24 protein-coding genes are annotated in these 25,769 nt (G+C 65.8%); 17 read left to right on the top strand and 7 right to left on the bottom strand.

What is annotated here, in order from left to right; translation table 11 throughout:
* Positions 1-3: 3 nt before the first annotated feature.
* Positions 4-489 (bottom strand): hypothetical protein, encoded by a 486-nt coding sequence (locus tag AYK61_RS03820; protein WP_121872411.1) that lies wholly within the window; start codon positions 487-489, stop codon positions 4-6.
* Between the two features lie 185 nt (positions 490-674).
* Here AYK61_RS03820 and arc point away from each other — a divergent pair, with 185 nt between their 5' ends.
* From arc to prcA, 5 genes are all read left to right on the top strand, one after another.
* Entirely contained in the window at positions 675-2,438 is a 1,764-nt protein-coding gene (gene arc / locus AYK61_RS03815) for a proteasome ATPase (protein ID WP_121872410.1), read from the top strand.
* An 81-nt stretch (positions 2,439-2,519) separates the two neighbouring features.
* Positions 2,520-4,019, top strand: a complete 1,500-nt coding sequence (dop, locus tag AYK61_RS03810) for a depupylase/deamidase Dop (RefSeq protein ID WP_121869872.1) — start codon at positions 2,520-2,522, stop codon at positions 4,017-4,019.
* Positions 4,020-4,213: 194 nt separating this feature from the next.
* On the top strand, positions 4,214-4,408 hold the full coding sequence (locus AYK61_RS03805) for a ubiquitin-like protein Pup (RefSeq protein WP_008716348.1): 195 nt from the start codon (positions 4,214-4,216) through the stop codon (positions 4,406-4,408).
* Positions 4,405-5,346 (top strand): proteasome subunit beta, encoded by a 942-nt coding sequence (gene prcB / locus AYK61_RS03800; RefSeq protein ID WP_121869871.1) that lies wholly within the window; start codon positions 4,405-4,407, stop codon positions 5,344-5,346. The genes AYK61_RS03805 and prcB overlap by 4 nt, the downstream gene beginning before the upstream one ends.
* On the top strand, positions 5,343-6,116 hold the full coding sequence (prcA, locus tag AYK61_RS03795; protein ID WP_121869870.1) for a proteasome subunit alpha: 774 nt from the start codon (positions 5,343-5,345) through the stop codon (positions 6,114-6,116). The genes prcB and prcA overlap by 4 nt, the downstream gene beginning before the upstream one ends.
* Positions 6,117-6,149: 33 nt before the next feature.
* On the opposite strand, the gene AYK61_RS03790 is transcribed toward prcA, so the two are convergent.
* On the bottom strand, positions 6,150-7,619 hold the full coding sequence (locus AYK61_RS03790; protein ID WP_121869869.1) for a bifunctional phosphatase PAP2/diacylglycerol kinase family protein: 1,470 nt from the start codon (positions 7,617-7,619) through the stop codon (positions 6,150-6,152).
* A gap of 98 nt (positions 7,620-7,717) precedes the next feature.
* Here AYK61_RS03790 and pafA point away from each other — a divergent pair, with 98 nt between their 5' ends.
* The 7 genes from pafA (at position 7,718) to AYK61_RS03755 (ending at position 16,407) form a co-directional block, all read left to right on the top strand.
* Positions 7,718-9,076 (top strand): Pup--protein ligase, encoded by a 1,359-nt coding sequence (gene pafA / locus AYK61_RS03785; RefSeq protein WP_170944814.1) that lies wholly within the window; start codon positions 7,718-7,720, stop codon positions 9,074-9,076.
* 61 nt (positions 9,077-9,137) lie between these two features.
* Complete coding sequence (locus tag AYK61_RS03780; protein WP_121869868.1) at positions 9,138-10,130, top strand: YafY family protein; 993 nt, start codon at positions 9,138-9,140, stop codon at positions 10,128-10,130.
* Positions 10,127-11,122 (top strand): YafY family protein, encoded by a 996-nt coding sequence (locus tag AYK61_RS03775; RefSeq protein WP_121869867.1) that lies wholly within the window; start codon positions 10,127-10,129, stop codon positions 11,120-11,122. The genes AYK61_RS03780 and AYK61_RS03775 overlap by 4 nt, the downstream gene beginning before the upstream one ends.
* 86 nt (positions 11,123-11,208) lie before the next feature.
* Positions 11,209-11,475: a Sec-independent protein translocase subunit TatA gene (gene tatA, locus AYK61_RS03770; protein WP_121869866.1), complete on the top strand. Its 267-nt coding sequence runs from the start codon at positions 11,209-11,211 to the stop codon at positions 11,473-11,475.
* Positions 11,476-11,585: 110 nt separating this feature from the next.
* Positions 11,586-12,557, top strand: a complete 972-nt coding sequence (gene tatC / locus AYK61_RS03765; RefSeq protein ID WP_121869865.1) for a twin-arginine translocase subunit TatC — start codon at positions 11,586-11,588, stop codon at positions 12,555-12,557.
* A 27-nt stretch (positions 12,558-12,584) separates the two neighbouring features.
* Complete coding sequence (locus AYK61_RS03760) at positions 12,585-15,359, top strand: RNA helicase (RefSeq protein ID WP_121869864.1); 2,775 nt, start codon at positions 12,585-12,587, stop codon at positions 15,357-15,359.
* 94 nt (positions 15,360-15,453) lie between these two features.
* Positions 15,454-16,407, top strand: coding sequence for a DUF4333 domain-containing protein (locus AYK61_RS03755; RefSeq protein WP_121869863.1), 954 nt, complete (start codon positions 15,454-15,456; stop codon positions 16,405-16,407).
* Positions 16,408-16,426: 19 nt separating this feature from the next.
* Here the strand turns inward: AYK61_RS03755 and AYK61_RS03750 are convergent, their stop codons facing one another.
* Entirely contained in the window at positions 16,427-17,404 is a 978-nt protein-coding gene (locus tag AYK61_RS03750) for a 5'-3' exonuclease (protein WP_121872409.1), read from the bottom strand.
* A 27-nt stretch (positions 17,405-17,431) separates the two neighbouring features.
* Between AYK61_RS03750 and AYK61_RS03745 the strand changes: the two genes are divergently transcribed.
* Both AYK61_RS03745 and AYK61_RS03740 read left to right on the top strand, forming a co-directional pair.
* Complete coding sequence (locus AYK61_RS03745) at positions 17,432-18,574, top strand: Xaa-Pro peptidase family protein (protein ID WP_121869862.1); 1,143 nt, start codon at positions 17,432-17,434, stop codon at positions 18,572-18,574.
* Positions 18,574-19,149, top strand: coding sequence for a nucleotidyltransferase family protein (locus AYK61_RS03740; protein WP_121869861.1), 576 nt, complete (start codon positions 18,574-18,576; stop codon positions 19,147-19,149). Before AYK61_RS03745 ends, AYK61_RS03740 begins: the two co-directional genes overlap by 1 nt.
* Positions 19,150-19,168: 19 nt before the next feature.
* Here the strand turns inward: AYK61_RS03740 and AYK61_RS03735 are convergent, their stop codons facing one another.
* On the bottom strand, positions 19,169-19,582 hold the full coding sequence (locus AYK61_RS03735) for a TIGR03618 family F420-dependent PPOX class oxidoreductase (protein WP_121869860.1): 414 nt from the start codon (positions 19,580-19,582) through the stop codon (positions 19,169-19,171).
* 45 nt (positions 19,583-19,627) lie between these two features.
* On the opposite strand from AYK61_RS03735, the gene AYK61_RS03730 reads away from it, so the two are divergent.
* From AYK61_RS03730 to AYK61_RS03720, 3 genes are read left to right on the top strand one after another with little or no spacing between them, the layout of a single operon-like run.
* Positions 19,628-20,386: an SDR family NAD(P)-dependent oxidoreductase gene (locus AYK61_RS03730; protein WP_121869859.1), complete on the top strand. Its 759-nt coding sequence runs from the start codon at positions 19,628-19,630 to the stop codon at positions 20,384-20,386.
* Positions 20,359-21,615: a precorrin-6y C5,15-methyltransferase (decarboxylating) subunit CbiE gene (cbiE, locus tag AYK61_RS03725; protein ID WP_259467926.1), complete on the top strand. Its 1,257-nt coding sequence runs from the start codon at positions 20,359-20,361 to the stop codon at positions 21,613-21,615. Before AYK61_RS03730 ends, cbiE begins: the two co-directional genes overlap by 28 nt.
* Positions 21,594-22,358, top strand: coding sequence for a cobalt-precorrin-6A reductase (locus tag AYK61_RS03720; protein WP_121869858.1), 765 nt, complete (start codon positions 21,594-21,596; stop codon positions 22,356-22,358). The genes cbiE and AYK61_RS03720 overlap by 22 nt, the downstream gene beginning before the upstream one ends.
* On the opposite strand, the gene AYK61_RS03715 is transcribed toward AYK61_RS03720, so the two are convergent.
* From AYK61_RS03715 to cobG, 3 genes are all read right to left on the bottom strand, one after another.
* A complete protein-coding gene (locus AYK61_RS03715; protein WP_121869857.1) occupies positions 22,341-23,834 on the bottom strand; it encodes a precorrin-2 C(20)-methyltransferase in 1,494 nt (497 codons plus the stop codon). The genes AYK61_RS03720 and AYK61_RS03715 overlap by 18 nt on opposite strands.
* Positions 23,831-24,457 (bottom strand): precorrin-8X methylmutase, encoded by a 627-nt coding sequence (locus AYK61_RS03710; RefSeq protein WP_121869856.1) that lies wholly within the window; start codon positions 24,455-24,457, stop codon positions 23,831-23,833. Before AYK61_RS03710 ends, AYK61_RS03715 begins: the two co-directional genes overlap by 4 nt.
* A 68-nt stretch (positions 24,458-24,525) precedes the next feature.
* Complete coding sequence (cobG, locus tag AYK61_RS03705; RefSeq protein ID WP_121872407.1) at positions 24,526-25,656, bottom strand: precorrin-3B synthase; 1,131 nt, start codon at positions 25,654-25,656, stop codon at positions 24,526-24,528.
* Between the last annotated feature and the right edge of the window lie 113 nt (positions 25,657-25,769).

Genomic DNA, 25,769 nt, shown 5'->3' with positions numbered 1-25,769 from the left:
GGTCTAGGAGCAGGGAGCCTGTCCCATCGCGAGAATCTGGCAGGTGCTGGCATCGGAAAGCTTCCACTCGCCGTCGATCAGCACCCAGGTCTGAGGGGACGGAGCTGCCGTTCCCCGAGGAGTGGCGATCGCGACGTCGGCGGTGGATGTCTCGCCCTCGACCGTCGGTTCGGCAACCTCGAACGTGATCGCCCCGTAGTTCGCCAGGGCCGCGGTCATCGTGTCGAGGTTGGTCAGGCGTGCTTGCCCGTTCTCGACCGAGGCCGCCTTCGTCGCTGCGTCGACGTTCGGGGCCACCAGTTGCAGCAGAGATGCTTCGAGTTCATCGGATGTCGGGGGAGCGACGGCGGGTGCATCGGTTGCCGGGGCGCTGCTCTCGGCGACCGACGTCGAATTGTGATCGGTTTGATCGGATTCGTCGGCCGAGCTGCATCCGGCTACCGAAATCACCGCTGCCGCGAGCGCGACACCTACCGAGAAATTGCGCATCTTCACTGGTGAAGCCCCTGACTCCGTGGTCGGTCCGCTGCTTTGTCAGGTGAGGCTAACATGAACTCGACCGACGCTCGGGTGCGGTCGAGACACACTGCTTCTCCGTCCCGATCGTGGTGTCGGTCCGCGCATTCGGGCCGGTGCCGGTAGCGTTGATAGATCGTCACTGGGAGGAGTCGCTCATGAGCTCAACAGACAATCCGGATGTGGCCGCGGCCAGAGCCGAACTGGACGCCGTGCGAGCCGAAGCTGCTTCATTGCGCCGTCAACTGGGGGAGTCCCCCGAGCAGGTACGTGAACTCGAAGGTCGCGTCGATTCGCTGGCGCTCCGCAACGCCAAGTTGATGGACACCCTCAAAGAGGCCAGGCAACAGCTCATCGCACTCCGCGAGGAAGTGGACCGCCTCGGCCAACCACCGAGCGGCTACGGCGTTCTGCTGAGCGTCTTCGACGACGGCACGGTCGATGTGTTCACCTCCGGACGCAAGATGAGGCTGACGTGTTCACCCAACATCGAGGCCGACTCACTCGCACCGGGACAGACGGTGCGACTGAACGAAGCGTTGACCATCGTCGAGGCCTGCACCTTCGACCAGGTCGGCGAAATCAGCACTCTGCGTGAGCTTCTGGGCGACGGATCGAGGGCACTCGTCGTCGGTCACGCCGACGAGGAGCGAGTCGTGTGGCTGGCCAAGCCGTTGATCGACATGGTCAACGACGAGGGCCCCATCGACCCGGACGAACCGTCCCGCAAACTCCGCCCCGGCGATTCCCTGCTCGTCGACACCAAGGCCGGCTACGCCTTCGAGCGTGTCCCCAAGGCCGAGGTGGAGGACCTGGTCCTCGAAGAGGTGCCGGACGTCGGATACGAGGACATCGGTGGTCTCGGTCGACAGATCGAGCAGATTCGCGACGCCGTCGAACTGCCGTTCCTGCACAAGGATCTGTTTCGCGAGTACTCGCTGCGTCCGCCCAAGGGTGTGCTGCTGTACGGCCCTCCCGGTTGCGGAAAGACGTTGATCGCCAAGGCGGTTGCCAACTCGTTGGCCAAGAAGATCGCCGAGGCCCGCGGGCAGGACGCCAAGGAAGCGAAGTCGTTCTTCCTCAACATCAAGGGCCCCGAACTGCTCAACAAGTTCGTCGGCGAGACAGAGCGTCACATCCGGATGATCTTCCAGCGCGCACGGGAGAAGGCGTCCGAGGGCACCCCGGTCATCGTGTTCTTCGACGAGATGGATTCGATCTTCCGCACCCGTGGTTCGGGCGTCTCGTCCGACGTCGAGACGACGGTCGTGCCGCAGCTGCTCGCGGAGATCGACGGCGTGGAGGGGCTCGAGAACGTGATCGTGATCGGTGCTTCCAACCGTGAGGACATGATCGACCCCGCGATCCTGCGGCCCGGTCGCCTGGACGTGAAGATCAAGATCGAGCGGCCCGACGCCGAATCGGCACAGGACATCTTCTCCAAGTACCTGACCGACTCGCTGCCGGTCAACGCCGACGATGTCGCCGAGTTCGGCGGAGACCGCGCTGCCTGCATCCGAGGGATGATCGACCGTGTCGTCGAGCGCATGTACGCCGAAAGCGACGACAACCGCTTCCTCGAGGTGACGTATGCCAACGGAGACAAGGAAGTTCTGTACTTCAAGGACTTCAACTCCGGTGCCATGATTCAGAACATCGTCGACCGCGCGAAGAAGTACGCCATCAAATCGGTACTCGAAACCGGCAACGGCGGTCTGCGAATCCAACACCTCTTCGACTCCATCGTCGACGAGTTCGCCGAGAACGAAGACCTGCCGAACACCACGAACCCGGACGACTGGGCTCGAATCTCCGGCAAGAAGGGCGAGCGGATCGTCTACATCCGCACGCTGGTCACCGGCAAGAACGCCAGCGCGAGCCGGGCGATCGACACCGAGGCCAATACCGGCCAGTACCTGTAGATCCATCGCTGAGCAGTTTTCGGGGCGCGTCCGCACAGGGCGCGCCCCGAACTGCATCTGTCGGCCGTCTAGGCTCGACTTATGCAGCGCATCATCGGTATCGAGGTCGAGTACGGCATTTCTTCGCCCACCGAACCCACCGCCAACCCGATCCTGACGTCCACCCAGGCGGTGTTGGCGTACGCGGCAGCCGCCGGAGTGCCTCGGGCCAAGCGCACGCGCTGGGACTACGAGGTCGAGTCGCCGCTGCGTGATGCCCGCGGCTTCGACCTAGGACGCTTCAGCGGCCCGGCTCCGGTGATCGACGCCGACGAGATCGGCGCAGCCAACATGATTCTCACCAACGGTGCCCGCCTGTACGTCGATCACGCTCACCCCGAGTACTCGGCTCCGGAGGTACGTGACCCGCTGGACGCAGTCATCTGGGACAAGGCAGGCGAGCGCGTGATGGAAGCCGCCGCCCGCCACGCGTCGAGCGTCCCGGGAGCGCCGCGCCTTCAGCTGTACAAGAACAACGTCGACGGTAAAGGTGCGTCGTACGGCACCCACGAGAACTACCTGATGTCGCGCGAGACGCCGTTCTCGGCGGTCATCGCCGGTCTGTCGCCGTTCTTCGCCTCGAGGCAGGTCATCACCGGGTCGGGACGCGTCGGAATCGGCCAGTCCGGTGACGAAGCGGGCTTCCAGCTTTCGCAGCGGGCGGACTACATCGAGGTGGAGGTGGGCCTCGAGACCACCCTCAAGCGCGGCATCATCAACACGCGCGACGAACCGCACGCGGACGCGGACAAGTATCGCCGCCTGCATTGCATCATCGGCGACGCGAACCTCGCCGAGATGTCGACTTACCTCAAGGTCGGCACCACAGCGCTCGTGCTCGACATCATCGAAGCGGGAGTCGATCTGTCCGATCTGCAGCTGGCCAGGCCGGTGACCGCAGTCCATCAGATCAGCCACGATCCGACGCTGCGCAAGGCCGTCGCACTCGCCGACGGCCGCGAACTCACCGGGCTTGCGCTGCAGCGGATCTACCACCAGCGCGTTGCGAAATTCGTGGCCGCCGAGGGCAGTGGCGATGCGCGCGCGCTGGACGTGCTCGACAAGTGGGCCATGGTTCTCGACCTGCTCGAGCGGGATCCGATGGAGTGTGCCCACCTGCTGGACTGGCCCGCGAAACTGCGCCTGCTCGAAGGCTTCCGCCAGCGGGAGGGGCTCGGGTGGTCGGCTCCGCGGCTGCATCTGGTCGACCTGCAGTATTCCGATGTGCGGCTGGACAAAGGTCTGTACAACCGGCTGGTCGCTCGCGGATCGATGGATCGACTGGTCACCGAGCAGCAGGTACTCGATGCAGTCGGCACGCCGCCGGAGGATACGAGGGCCTACTTCCGCGGCGAGTGCCTGCGCAAGTTCGGGGCCGACATCGCCGCGGCGAGCTGGGACTCGGTCATCTTCGATCTCGGCGGCGACTCCCTCGTTCGCATCCCGACCCTCGAGCCGCTCCGAGGCACCAAATCGCACGTCGGTGCACTGCTCGAGTCGGTCGACAGCGCCGCAGAGCTCGTCGATCAGCTCACCACCTGACGCACCCACAGACCGGTGCCGACCAATCGCGGTGTCTTGCCAACCGGCGGAGTCGGTCTGTCGGTAGGGTAAAGGTCCGTGCACTTTCGGCGGAACGTTCGGTTGCACTTGCACATCCACGACGGTGCACCTCGGATCGACCGGTGAGAGTGCAGTAGATCTGTTTTCTCGATATACGGAGGAGGTCGGCGACTATGGCACAGGAGCAGACACGGCGCTCTGGCGGCGGCGACGACGATGAGGTTCCCGGCGACACCGGAGCCGGTGGTCAGGAACGACGCGAGAAGCTGGCCGAGGAGACCGACGACCTTCTCGACGAGATCGACGACGTGCTCGAGGAAAACGCCGAGGACTTCGTCCGCGCCTACGTTCAGAAGGGCGGCCAGTGACGGTGGATCGTTCGGACCCACGGTCGGCCGGCGACGGAATGACGATCCCACTCGGGTCGAGCAGCTCGTCGTTCTCCGACTATCTTCGTCGGCACGCCCCCCACCTGTTGCCCGAGAGCGGTATCGCGGCGGATCTGGCGTCGCACACCGCCAACGGCACCACCGACAAGTCCGGCATCGCCCCGCACGGGACGACGATCGTCGCCCTGACCTACGCGGGCGGCGTACTGATCGCGGGTGACCGGCGAGCCACGCAGGGCAATCTGATCGCCAATCGCGACATGCAGAAGGTCTACGTCACCGACGACTACTCCGCCGCGGGTATCGCCGGAACGGCGGGCATCGCGATCGAGCTGGTCCGGCTCTTCGCCGTCGAACTCGAGCACTACGAGAAGATCGAAGGCGTTCCGCTCACGTTCAACGGCAAGGCCAACAAGCTGTCGTCGATGGTGCGAAGCAATCTCGGTGCCGCGATGCAAGGGCTTGCCGCCGTCCCATTGCTGGTCGGATTCGACATCGACATCTCGGATCCGGATCGAGCCGGACGCATCGTGTCCTACGACGTGGTCGGCGGGCGATACGAGGAGCGTTCGGGTTATCACGCGGTGGGATCGGGATCGTTGTTCGCCAAGTCCGCGCTCAAGAAGCTCTATCGCCCGGGAATGACCGAGGAGGAGGCGATTCGTGCAGCGGTGGAATCGCTGTACGACGCCGCCGACGACGACTCGGCCACCGGTGGTCCGGACGTCACCCGCGGGATCTACCCGACGGCTGTCGCCATCACCAGTGTCGGGGCGGACGACGTTGCGCACGAGCGGATTTCGGCTGCCGCTCGGTCCGTCCTCGCGGAGCGGACCGAGAGTGCAGCGCATTCCGGCGGTGCCGAGCATCACACCCGGGCCGGCCAGCAAGTGAGCGAAGGGGGTAGCGCACCATGACGATGCCGTACTACGCATCTGCCGAACAGATCATGCGCGATCGTTCGGAGTTGGCGCGCAAGGGAATCGGCCGCGGCCGCAGCGTCATCGTGCTGACGTATGCGGACGGGGTCCTCTTCGTGGCCGAAAACCGTTCGACCGCGTTGCACAAGGTGAGCGAACTCTACGACCGGATCGGCTTCGCGGCCGTGGGCAAGTACAACGAGTTCGAGAACCTGCGCAAGGCCGGCATCCAGCACGCCGATATCAAGGGATACACCTACGATCGGCGTGACGTGACCGGCCGTTCGCTCGCCAAGACGTACGCGCAAGCACTCGGCACGATCTTCACCGAGCAGCTCAAGCCGTACGAGGTCGAGATCTGTGTCGCGGAGGTGTCGCATCAGGACGAGCCGGTCGCTACGCAGCTCTACCGCATCACCTACGACGGATCCATCGTCGACGAACAGGATTTCGTCGTCATGGGTGGCACGACCGAGCCGATCGTGGCCGCGCTGAAGGACACCTATCGTTCCGGCCTGGACCTGGCCGAGGCGGTACGGGTTGCTGTTGCCGCCCTCACGGCAGGTCCCGCGACGCCGCCCCCTGCGGGCGGTGAGCCGGAGAAGAAGGTCCTCGAGGTCTCGGCGCTCGAGGTCGCGGTGCTGGACCAGGCGCGGCCGCGACGAGCGTTCCGACGCATCGCCGGAGCTGCGTTGGAGGACATGTTGCCGACGCCGACTGCGTCGGTCGAGGCGGTCACCGACACCGAAGGTGCACCGCCTTACTGACCGGTGGTCCCGACATTCGTTCGGCCTCGTGCGCTATCGCTTTCGGTAGAGCACGAGGCCGTTCTTGTCGCTGGTGAACTCGAACCACGTTCCGTCGCCCACCACTTCGCCGTCGGCGGCGAGCGCAACGGGGGAGCCCTCCACCTCGACGGTCAACTGCTTCACCGCTCGACGAACGTAGGCGGGCGACGAGCCGAGGGTGCCGGTCAACGTTGCCCACAGCAGTCTGGTTCTGGATGCCCTCGGCTCGGACGGAAGAAACCGAACATCGAGCGTTCCGGTGTGAATGCTGCTGCGAGACATGGGAACTTGATCGGCCGGTGCGTAGTTGCCGTTGCCGACGAACAGCATCCACACCGAATGTCTGGTGCCGTCGAGCCTGATGTTCAGTGGTTCCGCAGCTGCCAGGACCCTCGTCATCGCGATGGCGGCGGCCGGCCATTTACCTATTCGGCGTTGCAACTTCTGACGCAGCCGCACCGAGTCGGGGTAGCCACCGAACGTCGCGGTGTTGACGAAGGACACACTGCGGCAGTCGACGGACACCTCGGCGATGTCGACCCGTTCGGCGGTGCCCGCTTCCACGGCGGCAGCAGTGTCCTCCACGACGGTCAACCCGGTGTCGCGCGCGAAGTGGTTGAGGGTGCCGCCCGGAAATGCTGCGAGCGGTAATCCGTTGCGCACCGCCGATGCAGCAACGCTGACCACCGTTCCGTCGCCACCGCACACACCGAGGGCACGCGGGGACGTGCTCCGAATTCGCTGTTCCAGTTGCTCGTTGAAGTCCTGATCGGGATTCGGCACGAACAGATCGGCATCGGGAAGTGCTCGACGGATCGCGTCGGGCACCGCGTCCGAATCGTCGCCCGAACCCGGATTGACGAGTACCAGCAGCCCCCGGCCGCCGGGCAGTGGATCGATCTCTACCGGGGAACCCAGATCGGCAGGCTTTTCCGATCGCACGGCCCACCAGCGACGGGTGGACAACGCGATGGCCGAGCCCAGAGCCGCACCGGCGATGACGTCGGTCGGCCAATGCACCCCGACGTGCACCCTGGAGTAACACACCGCGGCCGCAACGGGTGCCAGCAGCACGCCTGCCACCGGGGATTCGATCGCCACCGCTGTGACGAACGCGGCCGCGGACGCCGAATGCCCCGAGGGAAACGACGACGACACCGGCGGAGCCAGTACTTGACGCAGGACGGGAACCGACTCGGAATCGGGACGAGTCCGCGGGAAGAGTGGTTTGAGCAGCCCGTTCGCCACAGAGCTCGCACCGGCCAGTGCCACGAGCCCCCGGACGCCACCGCGTCGGGCCGGGCCACCTACGGCCACGAGAAGCGCAGCCGCGCCGAGCCACAGACGGCCGTGATCGGCGGCGTTGCTCAAGGCGCGCAGGCCACCGTCCGCTCTGCTCTGCCGCAGAGCAGCACTTCGCGCCACCAGGGACAGATCCCACGCGTGGACGGCCGTCGCGATCGAGGTACGCGTGGATGTCATGACGCCCAGCCTAGGCACGTGCGACGGCATCCTCACGGACGGACGACATCGGGGCGCTCCGACACATCGATTCGAGGGTTGCGTTGTAGTGTCGAAGTGTGCAGCGACGAATTATGGGCATCGAGACAGAGTTCGGTGTCACATGTACTTTTCACGGACATCGACGGCTGAGTCCGGACGAAGTGGCTCGCTATCTGTTTCGCCGAGTCGTCTCGTGGGGTCGCAGCTCGAATGTGTTCCTTCGCAACGGTGCCCGCCTGTACCTCGACGTGGGCTCGCACCCCGAGTACGCCACCGCCGAGTGCGACAGTCTGTTGCAGTTGGTCACCCACGACCGCGCCGGCGAGCGAGTACTGGAAGACCTGCTGATCGACGCTGAGCAACGCCTGGCAGAAGAAGGTATCGGGGGCGATATCTATCTGTTCAAGAACAACACCGACTCGGCGGGAAACTCCTACGGCTGCCACGAGAACTTTCTCGTGCAACGTGCCGGCGAGTTCTCCCGAATCTCGGACGTGCTGCTGCCGTTCCTGGTCACGCGTCAGTTGATCTGTGGCGCAGGCAAGGTACTCCAGACGCCGAAGGCTGCGACGTTCTGCCTCTCACAGCGCGCCGAGCACATCTGGGAAGGCGTCTCCTCGGCCACCACTCGTTCGCGACCCATCATCAACACTCGCGACGAGCCGCACGCCGACGCCGAGAAGTACCGCCGACTGCACGTCATCGTGGGCGACTCGAACATGGCCGAGACCTCGACGATGCTCAAGGTCGGAACGGCAGCCCTCGTTCTCGAGATGATCGAGGCGGGCGTGTCCTTCCGAGATTTCGCACTGGACAATCCGATTCGCGCCATCCGCGAGGTCAGTCACGATCTCACCGGACGGCGTCCCGTTCGACTCGCCGGGGGACGACAGGCCAGCGCCCTCGATATTCAGCGCGAGTACTACGCGCGAGCCGTCGAGCATCTCAAGACGCGCGAGCCGAACACTCAGGTGGAGCAGGTCGTCGATCTGTGGGGACGAACGCTCGACGCCATCGAGACACAGGATTTCGCGAAGGTGGACACCGAGATCGACTGGGTCATCAAGCGCAAACTGTTCCAGCGGTATCAGGACCGGTACTCGATGGAGCTGTCCGATCCCAAGATCGCGCAGTTGGACCTGGCCTATCACGACATCAAACGCGGCCGAGGAGTGTTCGACCTGTTGCAGCGCAAGGGTCTGGCCAAACGAGTCACCGAGGACGAACAGATCGACGAGGCCGTCGATCTGCCGCCGCAGACCACCCGAGCCAAGCTGCGCGGAGAATTCATCACGGCCGCTCAGGAGGCAGGTCGCGACTTCACGGTCGACTGGGTGCACCTCAAGCTCAACGACCAGGCTCAGCGAACCGTGCTGTGCAAGGATCCGTTCCGTTCGGTCGACGAGCGAGTGGAACGGCTGATCGCATCGATGTAGCGCCGCACGCAGTCGGGTCGTTACCGCTGCGGCCACCGGTGAGCAACTAGGCTCGACTGTCGTGGCCACCACCAAAGTCGAACGCCTGATGAATCTGGTCATCTGTCTGCTGTCGACACGTCAGTTCCTGACCGCGGAGTGGATCCGCGAGAGCGTTGCCGGATACGACGACTCCACCAGCCACGAAGCGTTCAGCAGAATGTTCGAGCGAGACAAGAACGAACTGCGCGACCTCGGAGTCCCGTTGGAAACCGGTACCGCAACCAGATTCGGTGGCGTCGAGGGCTATCGCATCAATCGCGATGCCTACGAACTGCCCGACATCGACCTCACCAGCGAGGAATCGGCCGCCGTTGCGGTCGCCGTCAAACTGTGGGAATCGCCGGAGCTCACCTCCGCGGCACAGAGTGCGTTGCTCAAACTCCGAGCCGCCGGAATTCAGGTCGACCAGAACGAGTCCGCCGCAGCGGTGACCGCGGTTCCCGCACGCACCCGAGGCTCCGAACCCGCGCTGGGTGCCTTGCTGGCCGCGATCGACGACGGCAAGTCGGTACGGTTCCAACACCGCCCGTCGCTGACCGAGCCGTTCACCACTAGAACCGTCCAGCCGTGGGGTGTCGTGACGTTTCGCGGCCGCTGGTATCTGGTGGGACACGACGTGGACCGCGACGACACCCGCACGTTCCGACTGTCCCGAATCGGCGACGAGGTCAAGTCGTTCGGCACCCCGCAGAGCGTCCGCAAGCCCGACGGCGTCGATCTGCAGGACATCGTCCGTCGAGTGGCGGGCACGTCCTCGGTATCGGGCACGGCCCGGGTATGGCTACAGGACGGGAGGGCGCTGGAATTGCGCAGAATGGGAACGGTGGTCGGCGTGCAGAGTCTCGGCACCCGCAGCGGCACTGTCGTCGAGGTTCCCGTGCGGTCCTGGGATTGGGTCTCGCGGTTGATCGCCGGTCACGGCGCGGATGCGGTGGTGCTCGAACCCGCGGAACTGCGCGCCGACGTGATCTCCACCCTGCAGAAGGCGGCCGACGTGGAGAACGAGCGATGAGCGCACGACTGTCGGTTCGGCTGGCCAGGTTGCTCAACATGGTGCCGTTCTTCATGGCCAATCCCGGCTTGAGTGCCGAGGAGGCCGCGCGCGAGCTGGGGGTGTCGACGGCGACCCTGATGGCCGATCTCAATCAGCTCTGGATGTGCGGTCTGCCCGGCTACGGCCCGGGTGATCTCATCGATCTCTCCTTCTCCGAGGAGAGCATCGACGTGACGTTCTCGGCCGGAATCGATCGACCGCTACGCCTGACGTCGACCGAGGCGACGGCCCTGTTGGTTGCACTGCGGTCCCTGACCTCGATGCCCGGCATGGTCGATCCGTCCGCCGCTCAGCGCGCGATCGCGAAGATCGAGACCGCAGCGGGCTCGGCGGCGGCCAACGTGCCACTCTCGTCGGATCACGACGGCGCAGGTGCGGAAGAAGGCCCGGTCTCCGCCACCGTCCGATCTGCGCTGCGTCATCGGCACGCTCTGGAGCTGACCTACTATTCCGCATCGCGGGATGTCGTCACCGAGCGGACCGTCGACCCGATCAGGACTGTCGTCGTCGACGACAACAGCTATGTGCAGGCGTGGTGCCGAAGCGCCGAGGGAGTTCGGCTGTTCCGCTTCGACCGCATCGACTCGGCAACCGAACTCGACGAACCCGCCGCGCCGCCGGAATCGGTGCAGGACGAGGACGCCTTCGAGATCTTCAACGACGATCCCTCGCTGTCTCAGGCGCGGTTGAAGGTGTCGCCTGCCTTCACCTGGATCCTGGACTACTACCCGATGACCCAGGTCGCCGCGGATGCGGACGGGTCGATCGTGGTCACGATGCGGTTCGCGACGCTGCAGTGGATGACGCGATTGACCTTGGGCTTCGGTGGCGGCGTCACGGTACTGGCACCTGAATCCTTGGTGAACTCCGTCCGCGATCGAGCCCGCTCGGCCCTGGATGCGTACGCCGAGCTCGACGCCACCAGCGCGAACGGCACCGTCGCCACATGAACACGGGGCAAACCGGCACCCGCCGCTGCCGGAGGCGGCACCCGGGGTCGGGTACGCTCGGTTCATCTGATCTGTAGGAGGTTCGCATGGGATTCACCAGTCCTTGGCACTGGGCCATCGTTGCGGTGGTCGTCATCATTCTGTTCGGTTCCAAGAAGCTGCCCGAGGCTGCTCGCGGACTCGGCCGGTCGTTGCGCATCTTCAAGAGCGAGGTGAAGGAGATGCAGAACGACGGCAAGTCCGACACCGACACTGCGACGGCGCAGCAGCCGACCGCTCCCGCTCAGCTGCCCTCTCCCGCGCCGGTCGTGCAGCCGACCAGCGAGACCCAGCACGACGCCAAGTCTGCCTGAGCGCAAGGCCGCTCAGCACGCCTTCGGTGCCAGGTGGCACCGAAGGTTCACTGCTGTCGGTGACGGCCTATCGCCGTCGTCCGACCGAAGAAGGCTGACCGTAGAACACCATGCGCATTCCGTTCGATCCGCGGCGTAGCAAGCGCCGAGTCAATCCCGACGGCACGATGTCGTTGGTCGATCACCTGTACGAGCTGCGAACCCGGCTCCTGTGGTCGTTGGTTGCCGTCGCGCTGACGACTGCCTTCGGGTTCTTCTGGTACTCGCACACCATCCTCGGCGTCGAGAGCCTCGGCGACCTCCTACGGGGTCCCTACTGCACACTCGACCCCAGCCTGCGCGCGAACCTGAGCAACGACGACCAGTGTCGTCTGTTGGCGACCGGACCGTTCGATCAGTTCCTGTTGCGGTTCAAGGTCGCCTTCACTGCCGGTGTCGTCCTGGCCTGCCCCATCTGGCTGTATCAGATCTGGGCGTTCATCACCCCGGGCCTGTACGCCAACGAACGGCGACACGCTGTTTCGTTCGTCTCCGGAGCGGCCGCGCTGTTCGTCGCCGGAGCCGTCCTGGCCTACTACGTGGTCGCCAAGGGCCTGCACTTCTTGCTCTCCATCGGCGACAACGTGCAGATCACCGCCCTCAGCGGCGATCAGTACTTCGGATTCCTGATCAACCTCCTCATCATCTTCGGCGTCAGCTTCGAGATTCCGTTGCTGGTCGTCGCCCTGAACTTCGTCGGCGTACTCACCTACGAGCGACTCAAGGCGTGGCGTCGAGGTCTCATCTTCGGGCTGTTCGTCTTCGCGGCCATCGCAACTCCGGGGCAGGACCCGTTCTCGATGCTGGCATTGGCCTTGGCGTTGACGGTGCTCTTCGAAATGGCAGTGCAGATTGCGCGAATTCACGACAAGCGTAAGTTGCGCAAGAGAAGAGACGAATGGGGTGATGTGTCAGATGACGAAGCAACGCGCATCGACGGCGCAGGTTCGATCGAGTCACCGGATGCTGTCGCTCCGACACCGCCGTCCAACGGCTTCGGTACCGCGACCCGAGCACAGGCACAGTACGACGACACGATCTGACCTCGGTCGGACCGTCGGGTCGATCGCATGACCGAGACGGTTGTCGATACGGGGACAAGCCCCCGACCCACCCAGCTGCAACGCTTCTCGGCAGAGCTCGGCTTCCCCCTCGACCGGTTCCAGGTGGATGCCTGCACCGCCCTGGAGAACGGTCACGGTGTTCTGGTCTGTGCCCCCACCGGTGCGGGCAAGACCGTGATCGGCGAGTTCGCGGTGCACTTGGCGCTCGCCGCCGGACGTAAGTGCTTCTACACCACCCCGATCAAAGCTCTGAGCAACCAGAAGTTTGCCGAGCTGACCGCGCGGTACGGGCGTGACACGGTCGGGCTGCTGACCGGAGACTCGTCGATCAACCCCGATGCCCCCATCGTCATCATGACGACCGAAGTGCTGCGCAACATGCTCTACGCATCCTCGGACGCATTGCGGGGGCTCTCGCACGTCGTCATGGACGAGGTGCACTACCTCGCCGACCGATTCCGAGGCGCGGTGTGGGAGGAGGTCATCCTGCACCTGTCCGATGACGTTCGACTGGTCAGCCTGTCGGCAACGGTGAGCAACGCCGAGGAGTTCGGTGCCTGGATGAGCACGGTTCGCGGTGACACCTCGGTCGTGGTGGACGAGAACCGTCCGGTGCCCCTCTCGCAGCACATCATGGTGGGCCGCCGCTTGTTCGATCTGTTCGACACGCGCGCCCAGTCGGCGGACGGCAGTCAGAAGGTCGTCGTCGATCGGGAACTCGTGCGACACGTCAAACAACGTCAGTCCCTCGACTCGATGGACCGCTGGCACGCACCGCACAGCAGGGGCCGCGGCGGTCGCGCAGGCGGCGGAGGTCGCGGTGGCGGTCAGGGCAGCGGCGCGAACAACCGGCCACTTCCGCGACCCGATGTGATCGCCAAGCTCGACGAGGAGGGTCTGCTCCCGGCGATCACCTTCATCTTCAGCCGCGCCGGGTGCGACGGCGCTCTGACGCAGTGCATGCGTTCGCGGCTGGTGCTGACCACGCCCGAGCAGGCCGAGGAGATTCGGTACATCGTCGAGAAGCACACCTCGGAACTGCCGCGCGAGGACCTCGAAGTTCTGGGTTTCTGGGAGTGGCGCGACGCACTCGAGCGCGGATTCGCCGCCCACCACGCGGGGATGTTGCCGGTCTTTCGGCACACCGTCGAGGAGTTGTTCGTCAAGGGCCTCGTCCGCGCGGTGTTCGCCACCGAGACCCTGGCTCTGGGGATCAACATGCCGGCCCGAACCGTCGTGCTGGAGAAGCTGGTCAAGTTCAACGGCGAAACGCACGCCGAGTTGACGCCGGGGGAGTACACGCAGCTGACGGGCCGGGCCGGACGCCGCGGAATCGACGTCGAAGGACACGCCGTCGTGCTGTGGCAGCCGGGAACGGAGCCGACCGAGGTCGCGGGGTTGGCGTCGACCCGTACGTTCCCGCTGCGCAGTTCGTTCGCGCCTGCCTACAACATGTCGATCAACCTGATCGAACAGTTCGGCGCGGCCGATTCGCGTCTGCTGCTCGAACGGTCCTTCGCACAGTTCCAGGCCGACCGCTCCGTCGTGGGGATGGTGCGCGGTATCGAGAAGAACATGCAGACGTTGGAGGCGCTCGGTGCGCGGCTCGGCGGCCCCGACGGCGAGTATTTCGAGTACGCGCGGCTGCGCGAGCGACTGAAGGATCGCGAGAAGACCCTCGAACGCCAGAGCAGGTCCGATCGGCGGGACAAGGCCGTCGATTCGCTGCGTGCCCTGCGCCGCGGCGACGTGATCTCGGTGCCGACCGGTCGCCGCAGCGGCCTGGCCGTGGTGCTCGAGCCGGATGACGACCGAGCCGATCCGCGTCCGCTCGTGCTGACCGAGGACAAGTGGGCCGGCCGACTCTCGGCGGCGGACTTCCCTTCACCTGCAACACCTCTGGGCACCATGAGGCTTCCTCGTTTCGTCGACCATCGCACCGCGAAGACCCGGCGTGACCTGGCAACCGCCCTGGTCACCCGCGGAATCTCGCAGCCGTCGGACCGCATCCGACGCAAATCGACCGCAGCGGACGACAAGGAACTGGCCACGCTTCGACGAGCCATCCGCTCGCATCCGGTGCACGCGCGCCCCGACCGCGACGAGCTCGGCCGTACCGGTGAGCGGTACAACCGACTGGCGCGTGAGACCGAAACGATGCGCCAGAAGGTATCGGCCACGACGAATTCCCTCGCCCGGACGTTCGACCGCATCCTGGCGTTGCTCGCCGACCGCGGTTATGTGACGGCGGGCAAGGATCCGAAGGTCACCGACGACGGCGCAAGGCTCAGTCGGATCTATTCCGAGTCCGACCTCCTGGTCGCCGAGTGCTTGCGCGGCGGGCTGTGGCAGGGCCTTTCTCCGGCAGAATTGGCGGCGGTGGTCTCGGCGGTGGTCTACGAGTCCAGGTCGGAGGGTGACATCACTCCGCACGGTCCGACGGGTCCGATTCGACACGCGCTGACCGAAACGGTCCGGGTATGGCACGAGCTGCGGTCCGACGAAGTTCGGCACAAGCTTCCGCCGACGAGAGAACCCGATATGGGCTTCGTGAAGGCGATCTACAAGTGGGCGTCGAACCACTCGTTGGTCGATGCTCTCGTCACCGCGGGTGACAACGGCAAAGCACTGTCCGGCGGAGACTTCGTACGCTGGTGTCGGCAGGTGATCGACCTGTTGGATCAGGTTCGGCTCGCGGCCCCGGAGCCGGAACTGTCGCGAACTGCGGCGCGGGCGATCGCGGCTCTGCGCCGCGGCGTGGTCGCCGTCGATGCCGCATGACAGGAGAGAATCGGACTGCCGGGTCGGTACAGCGGAGAGTCGTACGGGCGGGATACTGTACCCCCGACGAATCCGAATCTTCAGTGGAGGCGAGATGAGCGGCCCATACGGTCCGACCGATCCGGACAACAGCTGGTCGCGCAAGCCCGATCAGCAGGACGGTGCCGCGAGAGACACGCCGGAGACGCAGCCTGGCGGTCCCTCCGCCGATCCACAGACTCCGACACCATCGGCGTGGGATCAGTACGGACAGCCGCCGGCCGCGCCGTACGGCGAACCCGATCGGAGTGCGTACGGGCAGAGCCCGCAGCAGCCCGGGGGGCAATACCCACAGGGGCAGTACCCGCAGGGTCAATACCCACAAGGTCAATACCCACAGGGTCAATACCCACAGGGTCAGTACCCACCTGCCGGCTATCCGCAGGGGCAATACCCCCAGGCTCCGAACGCACAGGGCGGCTACCCCCAGGGGCAGTACCCCCAAGGCCCGAACCCCACCGCGCAATACCCGGCCGGTCAGCAGTACGGCGCGCCCTATCCCGGTGCCGGTGCGCCTGCATCGGGCGATGCGGCGTACCAGAACCCCTACGCACCACAGCAATTCGGTAGTGGGCAGTACGGACCGGGTGCATACGGCCAGCAGCCACAGCAGCCCTTCAATCCCAATCAGCAGTATCCGAACCAGCAGTATCCGAACCAGCAGTACCCGAATCAGCAGGGGCCCGGGCAGGCCGGGTCCAAGTCGAAGAAGCCCCTGATCATCGCAGGTGCCGTCATCGCAGTGGTCGCAGTGATCGCGGTGGTGTCGTTCTTCGCCTTCGGTCGTACGACCACCCTCGACACTGCTGCGGCCGAGGAGGGTATTCGCACGGTCGTCACCGAGTCCTACGGTGCGTCCGACGTCTCCGGTGTGTCCTGCCCCCAGGACATCGAGGTCGAGGCCGGGACCAGTGTCGATTGCACCCTGACGGTCGACGGTGCGTTCAGGACGGTGACGTTGACCTTCCTCGACGACGACGCCAACTACGAGGTCTCCCTACCCAAGTAGACCGGCTCGGCCACTCGGGTCAGTTCTTCGACGCCGTGGCCGCCATCGCAGAGACGAGACGGTTGACGGCGTTCTCGATTCCGAGGGTCTCGGCGAGCGTGTTCAGTGCGTCGAGATCGTCGGGCTCGGCCGGAATCTCGTCGGACTTCGACAGGACGACATCGGCGTCGGTGACGACTCGGACGACGGGAAGTGCGGCGTCCAGGTAGTCGCTCGCATTGGCCAGCTTCGCCCGGATGCCTTTGGCCATGTCCGAGGACGGATCGAGTGCCGCAGCGCGCAGCGCAGCGACGGATTCGTAGTTCAGCATCAGCGTCGACGCCGTCTTCTCCCCGATTCCTTTGACGCCGGGCAGGCCGTCGGAGGCGTCGCCGCGCAGCAGGGCAAGTTCCGCGTACGCCTCGCCCGCTCGATGAAGTGGCACACCGTAGCGCTCGGAAACCAGTGCGGGATCGAACAATTCGGCTTTGGCCAACCCACGGCCCACGTACAGAACGCGCACCTCGTTCGGCTCGTCGGCGGCAACCTGAAGCAGGTCTCTGTCTCCACTGACCACGACCACGGGGTCCTGACGCTCGCGCGCTGCCAGGGTTCCCAGCACGTCGTCGGCTTCGAGACCTTCTGCGCCTGCGGTCGCGATCCCCAATGCGGCGAGCACATCCATGATCATGTCCACCTGTGGTGTCAGTGTCTCCGGCACCTCTTCGCTCTCGGCGACCTCCGGCGCGGCCTCGGCAACCCGATGCGCCTTGTAGGACGGCACCAGGTCGACGCGAAACTGCGGCCGCCAGTCGAGATCGAGGCACACCGCCAGTCGGCTGGGTTCGGTGCGCGCGATCAACGCCGAAATCATGTCGAGGAAGCCTCGGACGGCATTGACGGGTCGGCCATCGGGGGCCGTAATCGACTCGGGCAGTGCGTAGTAGGCCCTGAACCACAGGCTCGCGCCGTCGAGGAGCAGCAGCGGCGACTTTCCGGGGGCGGTCATGGGGCTCATCTTGCCAAACGGCACTAGCCTGGTGGGATGAGTGTCGATTCTTCGGTCAGTTCCTCACGTTTCTCCAGCGATGTCTACGCGTCCAGACTCGCCCGCGCGGCTCGCCTGACGTCGGAAGCAGGCTTGGATGCCCTGTTGATCACCCCGGGTCCGGATCTGCAGTACCTGATCGGATCGAAGGCCAGTTCGTTCGAGCGTCTCATCGCTCTGGTCGTTCCCGCGGACGGCAGCACCCCCACGGTCGTGGTTCCTCGGCTCGAGCTCGCCGCACTGGGCGATTCCGCGGCGCAAGAGCTGTCTCTGACGCTCGTCGACTGGGTCGACGGTGTGGATCCGTACGCACTGGTGGCATCGGCAGTTCCCGGTGGAACGAGCACAGCCGTCGCCGACGCCATGCCCGCCCTACATTTCGTGCCGCTGGCGGGTGTCTTCGGCACGGTCCCGGTGCTGGCCACCGACGTGCTTCGCGAACTCCGAATGGTCAAGGATGCGGCCGAGATCGACGCGTTGCGGCGCGCTGGGCACGCCATCGACCGCGTGCACGCCCGGATGGGTGAATGGCTTCGAGTGGGCCGCACGGAAGCGCAGATCGCCGCGGACATCGCGGCCGCGATCGTCGAAGAAGGCCATACAGCACCTGAATTCATCATCGTCGGGTCCGGGCCTCACGGCGCCGATCCGCACCACGAGGTCTCCGATCGAGTCGTCGAGGCGGGCGACATCGTGGTGATCGACATCGGGGGACCTGTCGCACCGGGATACAACTCCGACTCGACCCGCACCTACAGTCTCGGCGAGCCCTCGGCGGAGATCGCCGAGCAGTACGCGGTACTCGAGCGGGCCCAGCAGGCAGCTGTCGATGCGGTGGTGCCCGGTGTCACGGCGCAGTCCATCGATGCGGCCGCCCGCGACGTCCTGGTCGACGCCGGTCTGGGCGAGGCGTTCCTGCACCGCACCGGTCACGGGATCGGCCTGTCGGTACACGAAGAGCCGTACATCGTTGCGGGAAACGACATCACGCTCACCGAGGGGATGGCGTTCAGCATCGAGCCGGGAATCTACTTCCGCGGACAGTGGGGTGCACGCATCGAGGACATCGTCGTGGTCACCGCAGACGGGTGCGAGTCGGTCAACCTCAGGCCGCACGGTCTGGCCGTCCTGCCGGTGTGATGCCACCGGGCGAGGCCGAGTTCGTCTCGGTCGTTCGATCCAATCCTGCTGTCGACGAGATACTTCGACGCGCTCCTGAGCTCGGGCTCCCCGGCTGGTATCTGACAGCGGGTGGCCTCTTCCAGACGGTGTGGAACCACCTGGCCGGTCGGGACCTGCGTGCGGGAATTCGGGACTACGACTTCTTCTACTTCGACGACTCCGATCTGTCCTACGATGCGGAGAACGAGGTGATCGAGCGCGTGGATTCGGTGTTCGCCGACCTCGGTGTGGACATCGAAGTACGCAACGAGGCGCGCGTACACCTGTGGTACGAGGAGCATTTCGGCACTGCGATCGCACCGTACCGAAGTACCGAGGATGCGATCGATCACTTCGTCTCCACCACGTGCTGCTTCGGCATCACCACCGACCGGGGCGGAACGGATGTCGTGTACGCACCGCACGGATTCGACGATCTCTTCGCGGGGATCGTGCGGCCGAACCCGCGGTTGCCGATGCAGCACGTGTACGAGGCCAAGGCGGCCCGGTGGACGACCGAGTGGCCGAACCTCACCGTTCTGCCGTGGCCGTGAGGGCCGTGGTGACGGCTCGTTACCGGTTGAGCAGCGAACGGCTACCCAGTACCCGCTGCACCTGAATCTCGATGACGACCCGGGTGGGGTTCTCTCTCGGTACGCGATAGCGCTGCGCATAGCGGTTCTCCGCATCGACGACCGACTCTCGATCGTTCCGGACCGACGCGGGCCCCTCCAACGTCAGCCAGCGAGCGCCGTCGATCTGAGTGACGGCGGCATAGGCACCCCGTCCGGCGTTGATGGCCTTCTGCGACACGTCGTTGGTGATGACCCGGGCAATCTGCGCGTCGCCGTCGTAGGTGAAGCCGACGGCCACGACGTGCGGGGTTCCGTCCGTGCGCAGTGTCGTCAGAGTGGCAAGGTGCCTCTCGGTGAGGAATTCGATTGCGTCGTCGGTGAGTGAAGTCGCGTCAGCGGGTTGTGCGGCCATAACCCGACTGTAGTGAACGGTGTTCGATCGGCAAGACTGGTCGGCGTGAGCAGACGAGCAGAACCCGCCGCCGGAACGCTGTTGCTGTTGGGCGGGCGCAGCGAGATCGGACTCGAGGTCGCTACCCGACTCGCCTCGGGGCGAACTGTCGTACTGGCAGCTCGGCGCAGCACCGACCTCGATGCTCAGCAACGACGAGTGCAGCGTGCAGGTGCGGACGCCGTGCACACCGTCGAGTTCGATGCGAACGCGATGGACACTCACGCCGAGCTCATGAGCCGGGTTGCCGAGCGATACGGCCCGATCGGGATCGTGGTGCTGGCGTTCGGGATCCTCGGGGATCAAGCGCGGGCCGAGGACGATGCGCAGCATGCTCTCGACGTCATCACCACCGACTTCCTGGCTCAGGTTTCGGTGCTGACGCACGCTTCGAAGCTGCTCCGAGCCCAGGGGAGCGGCGACCTGGTCGTGTTCTCGTCGGTCGCGGGTGTGCGCGTGCGACGCGCCAACTACGTGTACGGATCGGCAAAGGCCGGTCTCGACGGGTTCGCCAGCGGACTGAGCGACTCACTGCACGGCAGCGGAGTGCATCTGCTACTCGTTCGTCCCGGATTCGTCATCGGTTCCATGACCGAGGGGATGACACCCGCGCCCATGTCGAGTACGCCGGATCAGGTCGCCGACGGCGTTGTCACGGCGCTGGGCAAGCGTCGGGCCAGCGTGTGGATCCCCGGCACTCTGAGACCGGTGTTCTTCGCCATGCGCCTACTGCCGCAATGGCTCTGGCGCAGGATGCCGCGCTGATGGTGGCGCCCGTGCCCACTCCGATCGTGGTCGTGGGAATCGGTGCGGACGGCTGGGATGGACTGCCTCTTGCTTCCCGCACGGCCGTCGAGCAAGCAGATGTGGTGTTCGGTTCGGCCCGCCAGGTCGCGGGGGTGCGGGAGCACTGCACCGAGAGCAGGACATGGCCCAGTCCGTTGGTGCCGAATCTGCGGCCGATGATCGACGCCTGTGCAGGTTCGCGCGTGTGTGTGCTGGCCAGCGGGGATCCGATGTTCCACGGCATCGGGGTGACGCTGGCGCGAGAGTTCGGTGCCGAGCGACTACGCGTTCACCCGGCACCGTCCTCCGTGTCGTTGGCATGCGCGCGACTGGGCTGGGCACTGCAGGACACCCTGACGGTGTCTCTGGTGAACACCCCGGCCGAGACGGTGTTGCCCGAGTTGGCCGACGGGCGTCGGATACTGGTGTTGAGTCGGGGCAGCAGCACACCGAGAGAGATCGCGGCAGTGTTGTGCGCCAACGGCTTCGGATCGAGCGACATGACGGTCCTCGAACAGCTCGGCGGACCGGCCGAGCGGGTCGCCGGCGGAATCGCCCGCGAGTCGACGTTCGAGGGCATCGACCCGCTCAATGTCGTTGCGGTGCTGTGTGTCCGAGATCCCGACGCGTCCCGCCACACCCGCATTCCCGGCCTGGCCGATTCCGCGTACACCGGAGACGGTCAGATGACCAAGCGGGAGGTTCGAGCGCTCACGCTCAGCGCATTGGCACCGGCACCCGGAGAGTTGCTGTGGGACATCGGGGGCGGATCGGGAACCATTGCCATCGAATGGATGCGGACCGACCGATTTTGTCGCGCAGTGACGTTCGAGAGCTCGCCGGCGCGCCGTGAGCAGATCGAGAGCAACGCACTGCACCTGGGAGTTCCAAGCCTCGTGGTGCACCGCGGCGCCCCGGAGAGCTTCCCGGCTGTCTCTGACGAGGACGCCGTACCGGACGCGGTGTTCATCGGCGGTGGGTTGACCGGTGCCGACATGCTCGAGGCGTGCTGGGGCGCGGTGCGCACCGGCGGACGGGTGGTAGCGAATTCGGTGACCGCCGAATCGGATTCGCTGTTGCTGACCGCCGCGGCGAAGTACGGCGGAGAGCTCCGCAGGTTCCAGATCTATCGCGGTGAACCGCTGGGCGCGTTCACGACGTGGAGACCACAGCTGCCGGTCACCCAATGGAGCGCTGTCAAACTGTGAAGGTCCTGATTCTCGGTGGTACGACGGAGTCGCGGGCACTCGCGGCAGCCATGGACACGGTGCAGGGGATCGAGACGATCACCTCGCTGGCGGGTCGGGTCGCCGAGCCGATACTTCCCGTCGGACAGACGCGGATCGGGGGCTTCGGCGGGCCGGACGCCCTGGCAGTGTGGCTGCGAGACAACGCAATCGACGTGGTGGTCGACGCGACACACCCGTTCGCCTCCACCATCGGGGCACACGCCGAGCAGGCCACCAGGGCAACGTCGGTCGCGCTCCTGGTGCTGACGCGGCCATCATGGACCGCGGGCGTGGGTGATCGGTGGACCTCGGTTGCGTCGTTGCCCGACGCGGCGTCGGCGATCACCTCCGGCAGCAGGGTGTTCCTCACGACAGGCAGGCAGGGCGTTCACCATTTCGCGCGCGTCGAGCACTCGTGGTTTCTGGTCAGGGCGATCGACCCGCCGACCGGCCCGGTGCCGCCGCACATGACGCTGCACCTGAGCCGTGGGCCCTTCGATGTCGACCACGAGTCGATGATGCTCGCGGACAACCGAATCGATCTGTTGATCACCAAGAACAGCGGCGGTGACATGACGCGAGCCAAGCTCGATGCCGCCCGAGCTGCATCGATTCCGGTGATCGTGGTCGACCGTCCTGCGCGAACCGGCTCGGCACCGACGGTGTTCGACATCGCAGCCGCCGTGGACTGGCTGACGAAACGACTACGCTCCACCCTCTGACGGGTACCGGCGGGAGGTGAACACCTTCGGCCCGCTTCCTGTGTCGACCACCGTCGTCATCGATGATCCGATGATGAGAAGGCATCGCATGTCGATCGACTCCGGGTCGAGTTCGCCGAGCGTCACGGTGCGAACGGATTCCTGCGCGCTGCCCACTGCGCGTCCGATGACCACGGGGGTCTGCGGCGAACGATGCTCGAGCAGAATCTCTTTCATGGCCGCAACCTGCCAGGTGCGCGATTTCGACGCCGGGTTGTAGATCGCGATCGCCATGTCGGCTCCGGCGACCGCCGATAGCCGCGCTGCGACGACGTCCCAGGGCTTGAGGCGGTCGGAGAGCGAGACGACGGCGTAGTCGTGGCCGAGTGGTGCGCCCACTCGACTGGCGACGGCGTTGGCGGCCGTCATTCCGGGCACCACCCGTACCGGTACCGAGTTCCACTGCTGCTCGGCTGCCACTTCGATCACGGCGGTCGCCATCGCGAACACCCCCGGATCGCCCGAGGAGACCACGGCTACTCGGCGGCCCTGCTTGGCGAGATCGAGCGCGAAGGCGGCACGTTCGGATTCGACCTTGTTGTCGCTTGCGTGCCGAATCTGCCCGGGCCTCGGAGGTACCCGATCGATGTAGGTGACGTAGCCCACGAGATCGGTGGCGGCGGCCAGTTCTGCGCGCACCTCGTCGGTCGTCCATGCGTCGTCGCCGGGACCGAGGCCGACGACGACCACTTCTCCACTGTCGGTGGGCATTTCGGCTCTGTTGGACGGGCTCGGCACGACGATCATCGAGAAGTAGGGCACGTTGTCGGCGTCTGCGGCGTCGAGTACTCGCTGCTGGGGCGTGCTGGCGCGTTCGACGTAGCGCGCCTCGTCGAGTCGGCCGGAACGCTCCAGGGCCTCGAGTACGGTGGGGTAGGTCCGGCCCAGTTTCATGATGACGGCTGCGTCGGTGCCGCGCAGCCGGCGCGTGAGTTCGTCCGCGGGCAGCGTGCCGGGCAGCACGGTGAACACCTCGTCTCGCTCCACGAGCGGAGTTGCCAGCGCGGCCGAGGCGGCACTGACCGACGTCACGCCGGGCACGATCTCGACCTCGAAGCGGTCGGCCAACCGTTTGTGCATGTGCATGTACGAGCTGTAGAACAGCGGATCACCCTCGGCGAGAAGCACTACGGAGCGTCCCGCGTCCAGATGGGCCGCCAACCGTGCGGCAGCGGATTCGTAGAATTCGTCGATCGCACCCTGATACCCACCGGGGTGCGCCGTGGTCTCGGTGGTCACCGGATAGACCAGATGTTCCTCGAGCTGCCCGTCCCGCATGTACCCGGCCGCCAGTCCACGAGAGATGCTGCGACCGTGCTGTGCACTGTGGAAGGCGACCACATCGGCCTCGGCGATCACGCGAGCCGCCTTGACGGTCAACAACTCCGGGTCGCCCGGGCCGACGCCGACTCCCCACAGTTTTCCGGTGCTGGTCATTCTTGCTCGCTCGCAATGGCATTGACCGCAGCGACGGTGATCGGACTACCACCACGTCTACCTCGAACGACGAGATACTCGACGCCGAGGTCGGCTGCGATCAGATCTTCTTTCGACTCCGCTGCGCCGATGAATCCCACCGGGCCGCCGACGATGGCTGCTGGCTTCGGAGCCCCGGCCGCGAGCATCTCCATCAGGTGAAACAGAGCGGTCGGCGCGTTTCCGATCGCAACGACGGCACCGCCGAGCTTGTCGCCCCACAACTCCAGCGCGGCAGCGGTTCTCGTGGTCCCCATACTCCGAGCCAAGTCCGGCACCCGAGGATCGGACAGCGTGCACAGCACCTCGTTGTCGGCCGGAAGACGGCGACGAGTGATGCCGGCGGCGACCATGTTGGCGTCGCACAGGATCGGCGCTCCCGAGTTCAGTGCCGCGCGAGCGGAGGTCACGACCGCTGGGGTGTAGCCGATGGTCTCGGTCAGATCGATCTCGCCGACCGCGTGAATCATGCGCACGACGACCTGGGCAACGTCCGGCGCGAACCGAGACAGATCTGCTTCGGCTCGGATGGTCGCGAACGATTGTCGGTAGATCTCCGCGCCGTCGCGGACGTAGTCGTGCATGCGTTTCACGATAGGGGAGAGGGGCCCCTCAGCAGAAAGCCGGTCGCACCTCCGGCCGAGGCACCCACTCAGGACACGCGGTAGCCGATTCCCGTCGCGATCACGTCGGTCACCTCGCCCTTGGGCCGGCCGCAACGCCGTTCGCACCCGGACCAGTGTTGCCGCTCGTCGCGCGGAGTCATTCGAGCATCGACTGCCGCGGAGAGGTCGGCTCGCACGTCGGCCATCGACTTCTCGCACCCCGGCGATCCGGTGCAGGCGCTCACTCGAATCCACGGTGATGCCGCGTCGAAGATCAGTCCCATCGGGGCGAGCACGCGGACGACCTGTTCGGCCGGTTCCTCGTCCAGATCACACACGATCAGCGATCGCCACGGGGTCATGATCAGCGGGCGGTCGATGGCCGCGAGGAATTCGGCGAGCCGCGCCCCGAGTACACCGTTGGCCAATCCGGCGGCCAACGCCACCAGGCCGTCGTCCTGGTCGAGCCATCCGATCGGTGGCACCTCCACGGGTGCGGGCATCGGTAGGATGGGGCCGGCCGAGAGCCCGAGACGGTCGACGATCTGTGCCGGTCCATCGTCCAATTCGGCCACCCGCCACTGGGACTGCCGCAGTTCCACGAAGGTGCCCGCGCAGTTCAGCAGCGTCGGCACGACGCTGTCGCGGTCCACGCGAACGCCGCTGTCCCGGCCCGCCAGCAGCACCGCGTAGGACCCGTCGGACTGGGCGTAGGCACCGAAATCCGGTTCGAGGCCGCACAGGTCGCCTCGGCCGTCGTCGAGCGCGAAGAGCGTCCGACCCGGCAGTTCGGCCAGATCGGGCCGCGCACACAGGCCCTCGTCGAGCGCACCGACCAGCGCGCGCACATCGGTGAGGCCGCCCACCCGGCCCGATAGGGGCGAAGCGAGGATGTTGCGCACTCGCTCGTGAGTCGGGGACGGAAGCAACCCTGCGTCGGCCAACCTGGTCGCGAAGCCGTCCGGGTCCGACACCGCACGCACCTGGATATTGCCCCGCGAGGTCAGTTCCAGCGTGCCGTCACCCAGCTCCGAAGCGGCCTGCGCCAGTACCTGCATCTGCCCCGGCAACACGACGCCGCCCGGCAGCCGAACTCGTGCCAGCGGCCCGTCCGCGGCCAGATGGGTCGTCAGGGCTCCAGGGCAGCCGTCGGGCACCGACCTCTCTGGCGAACTCATGGTCACCAGGCTACAAGCGCAACGGGTGGCCCGATTCCACGCTCGCCCCGGTAGCATTCGATGTTCACGGCTCCGGCCGAGAGGAAACCGGCGAAAATCCGGTACGGTCGCGC

The organism is Rhodococcus sp. SBT000017 (assembly GCF_003688915.1).
In the GTDB taxonomy this organism is placed as follows: Bacteria; Actinomycetota; Actinomycetes; order Mycobacteriales; family Mycobacteriaceae; genus Rhodococcoides.
Note: the sequence above shows the minus strand (reverse complement) of the source record. Positions and strands in the feature narration are given on the sequence as shown.

Excerpts from the sequence above, each read along its gene's own strand:
- AYK61_RS03790 (WP_121869869.1), bottom strand. The coding sequence starts at position 7,619 with ATGACATCCACGCGTACCTCGATCGCGACGGCCGTCCACGCGTGGGAT.
- dop (WP_121869872.1), top strand. The coding sequence starts at position 2,520 with ATGCAGCGCATCATCGGTATCGAGGTCGAGTACGGCATTTCTTCGCCC.
- AYK61_RS03740 (WP_121869861.1), top strand. The coding sequence starts at position 18,574 with ATGCCACCGGGCGAGGCCGAGTTCGTCTCGGTCGTTCGATCCAATCCT.
- cobG (WP_121872407.1), bottom strand. The coding sequence starts at position 25,656 with ATGAGTTCGCCAGAGAGGTCGGTGCCCGACGGCTGCCCTGGAGCCCTG.
- AYK61_RS03715 (WP_121869857.1), bottom strand. The coding sequence starts at position 23,834 with ATGACCAGCACCGGAAAACTGTGGGGAGTCGGCGTCGGCCCGGGCGAC.
- arc (WP_121872410.1), top strand. The coding sequence starts at position 675 with ATGAGCTCAACAGACAATCCGGATGTGGCCGCGGCCAGAGCCGAACTG.
- AYK61_RS03735 (WP_121869860.1), bottom strand. The coding sequence starts at position 19,582 with ATGGCCGCACAACCCGCTGACGCGACTTCACTCACCGACGACGCAATC.
- AYK61_RS03760 (WP_121869864.1), top strand. The coding sequence starts at position 12,585 with ATGACCGAGACGGTTGTCGATACGGGGACAAGCCCCCGACCCACCCAG.
- AYK61_RS03820 (WP_121872411.1), bottom strand. The coding sequence starts at position 489 with ATGCGCAATTTCTCGGTAGGTGTCGCGCTCGCGGCAGCGGTGATTTCG.
- AYK61_RS03710 (WP_121869856.1), bottom strand. The coding sequence starts at position 24,457 with ATGCACGACTACGTCCGCGACGGCGCGGAGATCTACCGACAATCGTTC.
- AYK61_RS03750 (WP_121872409.1), bottom strand. The coding sequence starts at position 17,404 with ATGAGCCCCATGACCGCCCCCGGAAAGTCGCCGCTGCTGCTCCTCGAC.
- tatA (WP_121869866.1), top strand. The coding sequence starts at position 11,209 with ATGGGATTCACCAGTCCTTGGCACTGGGCCATCGTTGCGGTGGTCGTC.
- tatC (WP_121869865.1), top strand. The coding sequence starts at position 11,586 with ATGCGCATTCCGTTCGATCCGCGGCGTAGCAAGCGCCGAGTCAATCCC.
- AYK61_RS03775 (WP_121869867.1), top strand. The coding sequence starts at position 10,127 with ATGAGCGCACGACTGTCGGTTCGGCTGGCCAGGTTGCTCAACATGGTG.
- cbiE (WP_259467926.1), top strand. The coding sequence starts at position 20,359 with ATGGCTCTGGCGCAGGATGCCGCGCTGATGGTGGCGCCCGTGCCCACT.
- AYK61_RS03805 (WP_008716348.1), top strand. The coding sequence starts at position 4,214 with ATGGCACAGGAGCAGACACGGCGCTCTGGCGGCGGCGACGACGATGAG.
- AYK61_RS03720 (WP_121869858.1), top strand. The coding sequence starts at position 21,594 with ATGGAGCGCTGTCAAACTGTGAAGGTCCTGATTCTCGGTGGTACGACG.
- AYK61_RS03755 (WP_121869863.1), top strand. The coding sequence starts at position 15,454 with ATGAGCGGCCCATACGGTCCGACCGATCCGGACAACAGCTGGTCGCGC.
- AYK61_RS03745 (WP_121869862.1), top strand. The coding sequence starts at position 17,432 with ATGAGTGTCGATTCTTCGGTCAGTTCCTCACGTTTCTCCAGCGATGTC.
- prcA (WP_121869870.1), top strand. The coding sequence starts at position 5,343 with ATGACGATGCCGTACTACGCATCTGCCGAACAGATCATGCGCGATCGT.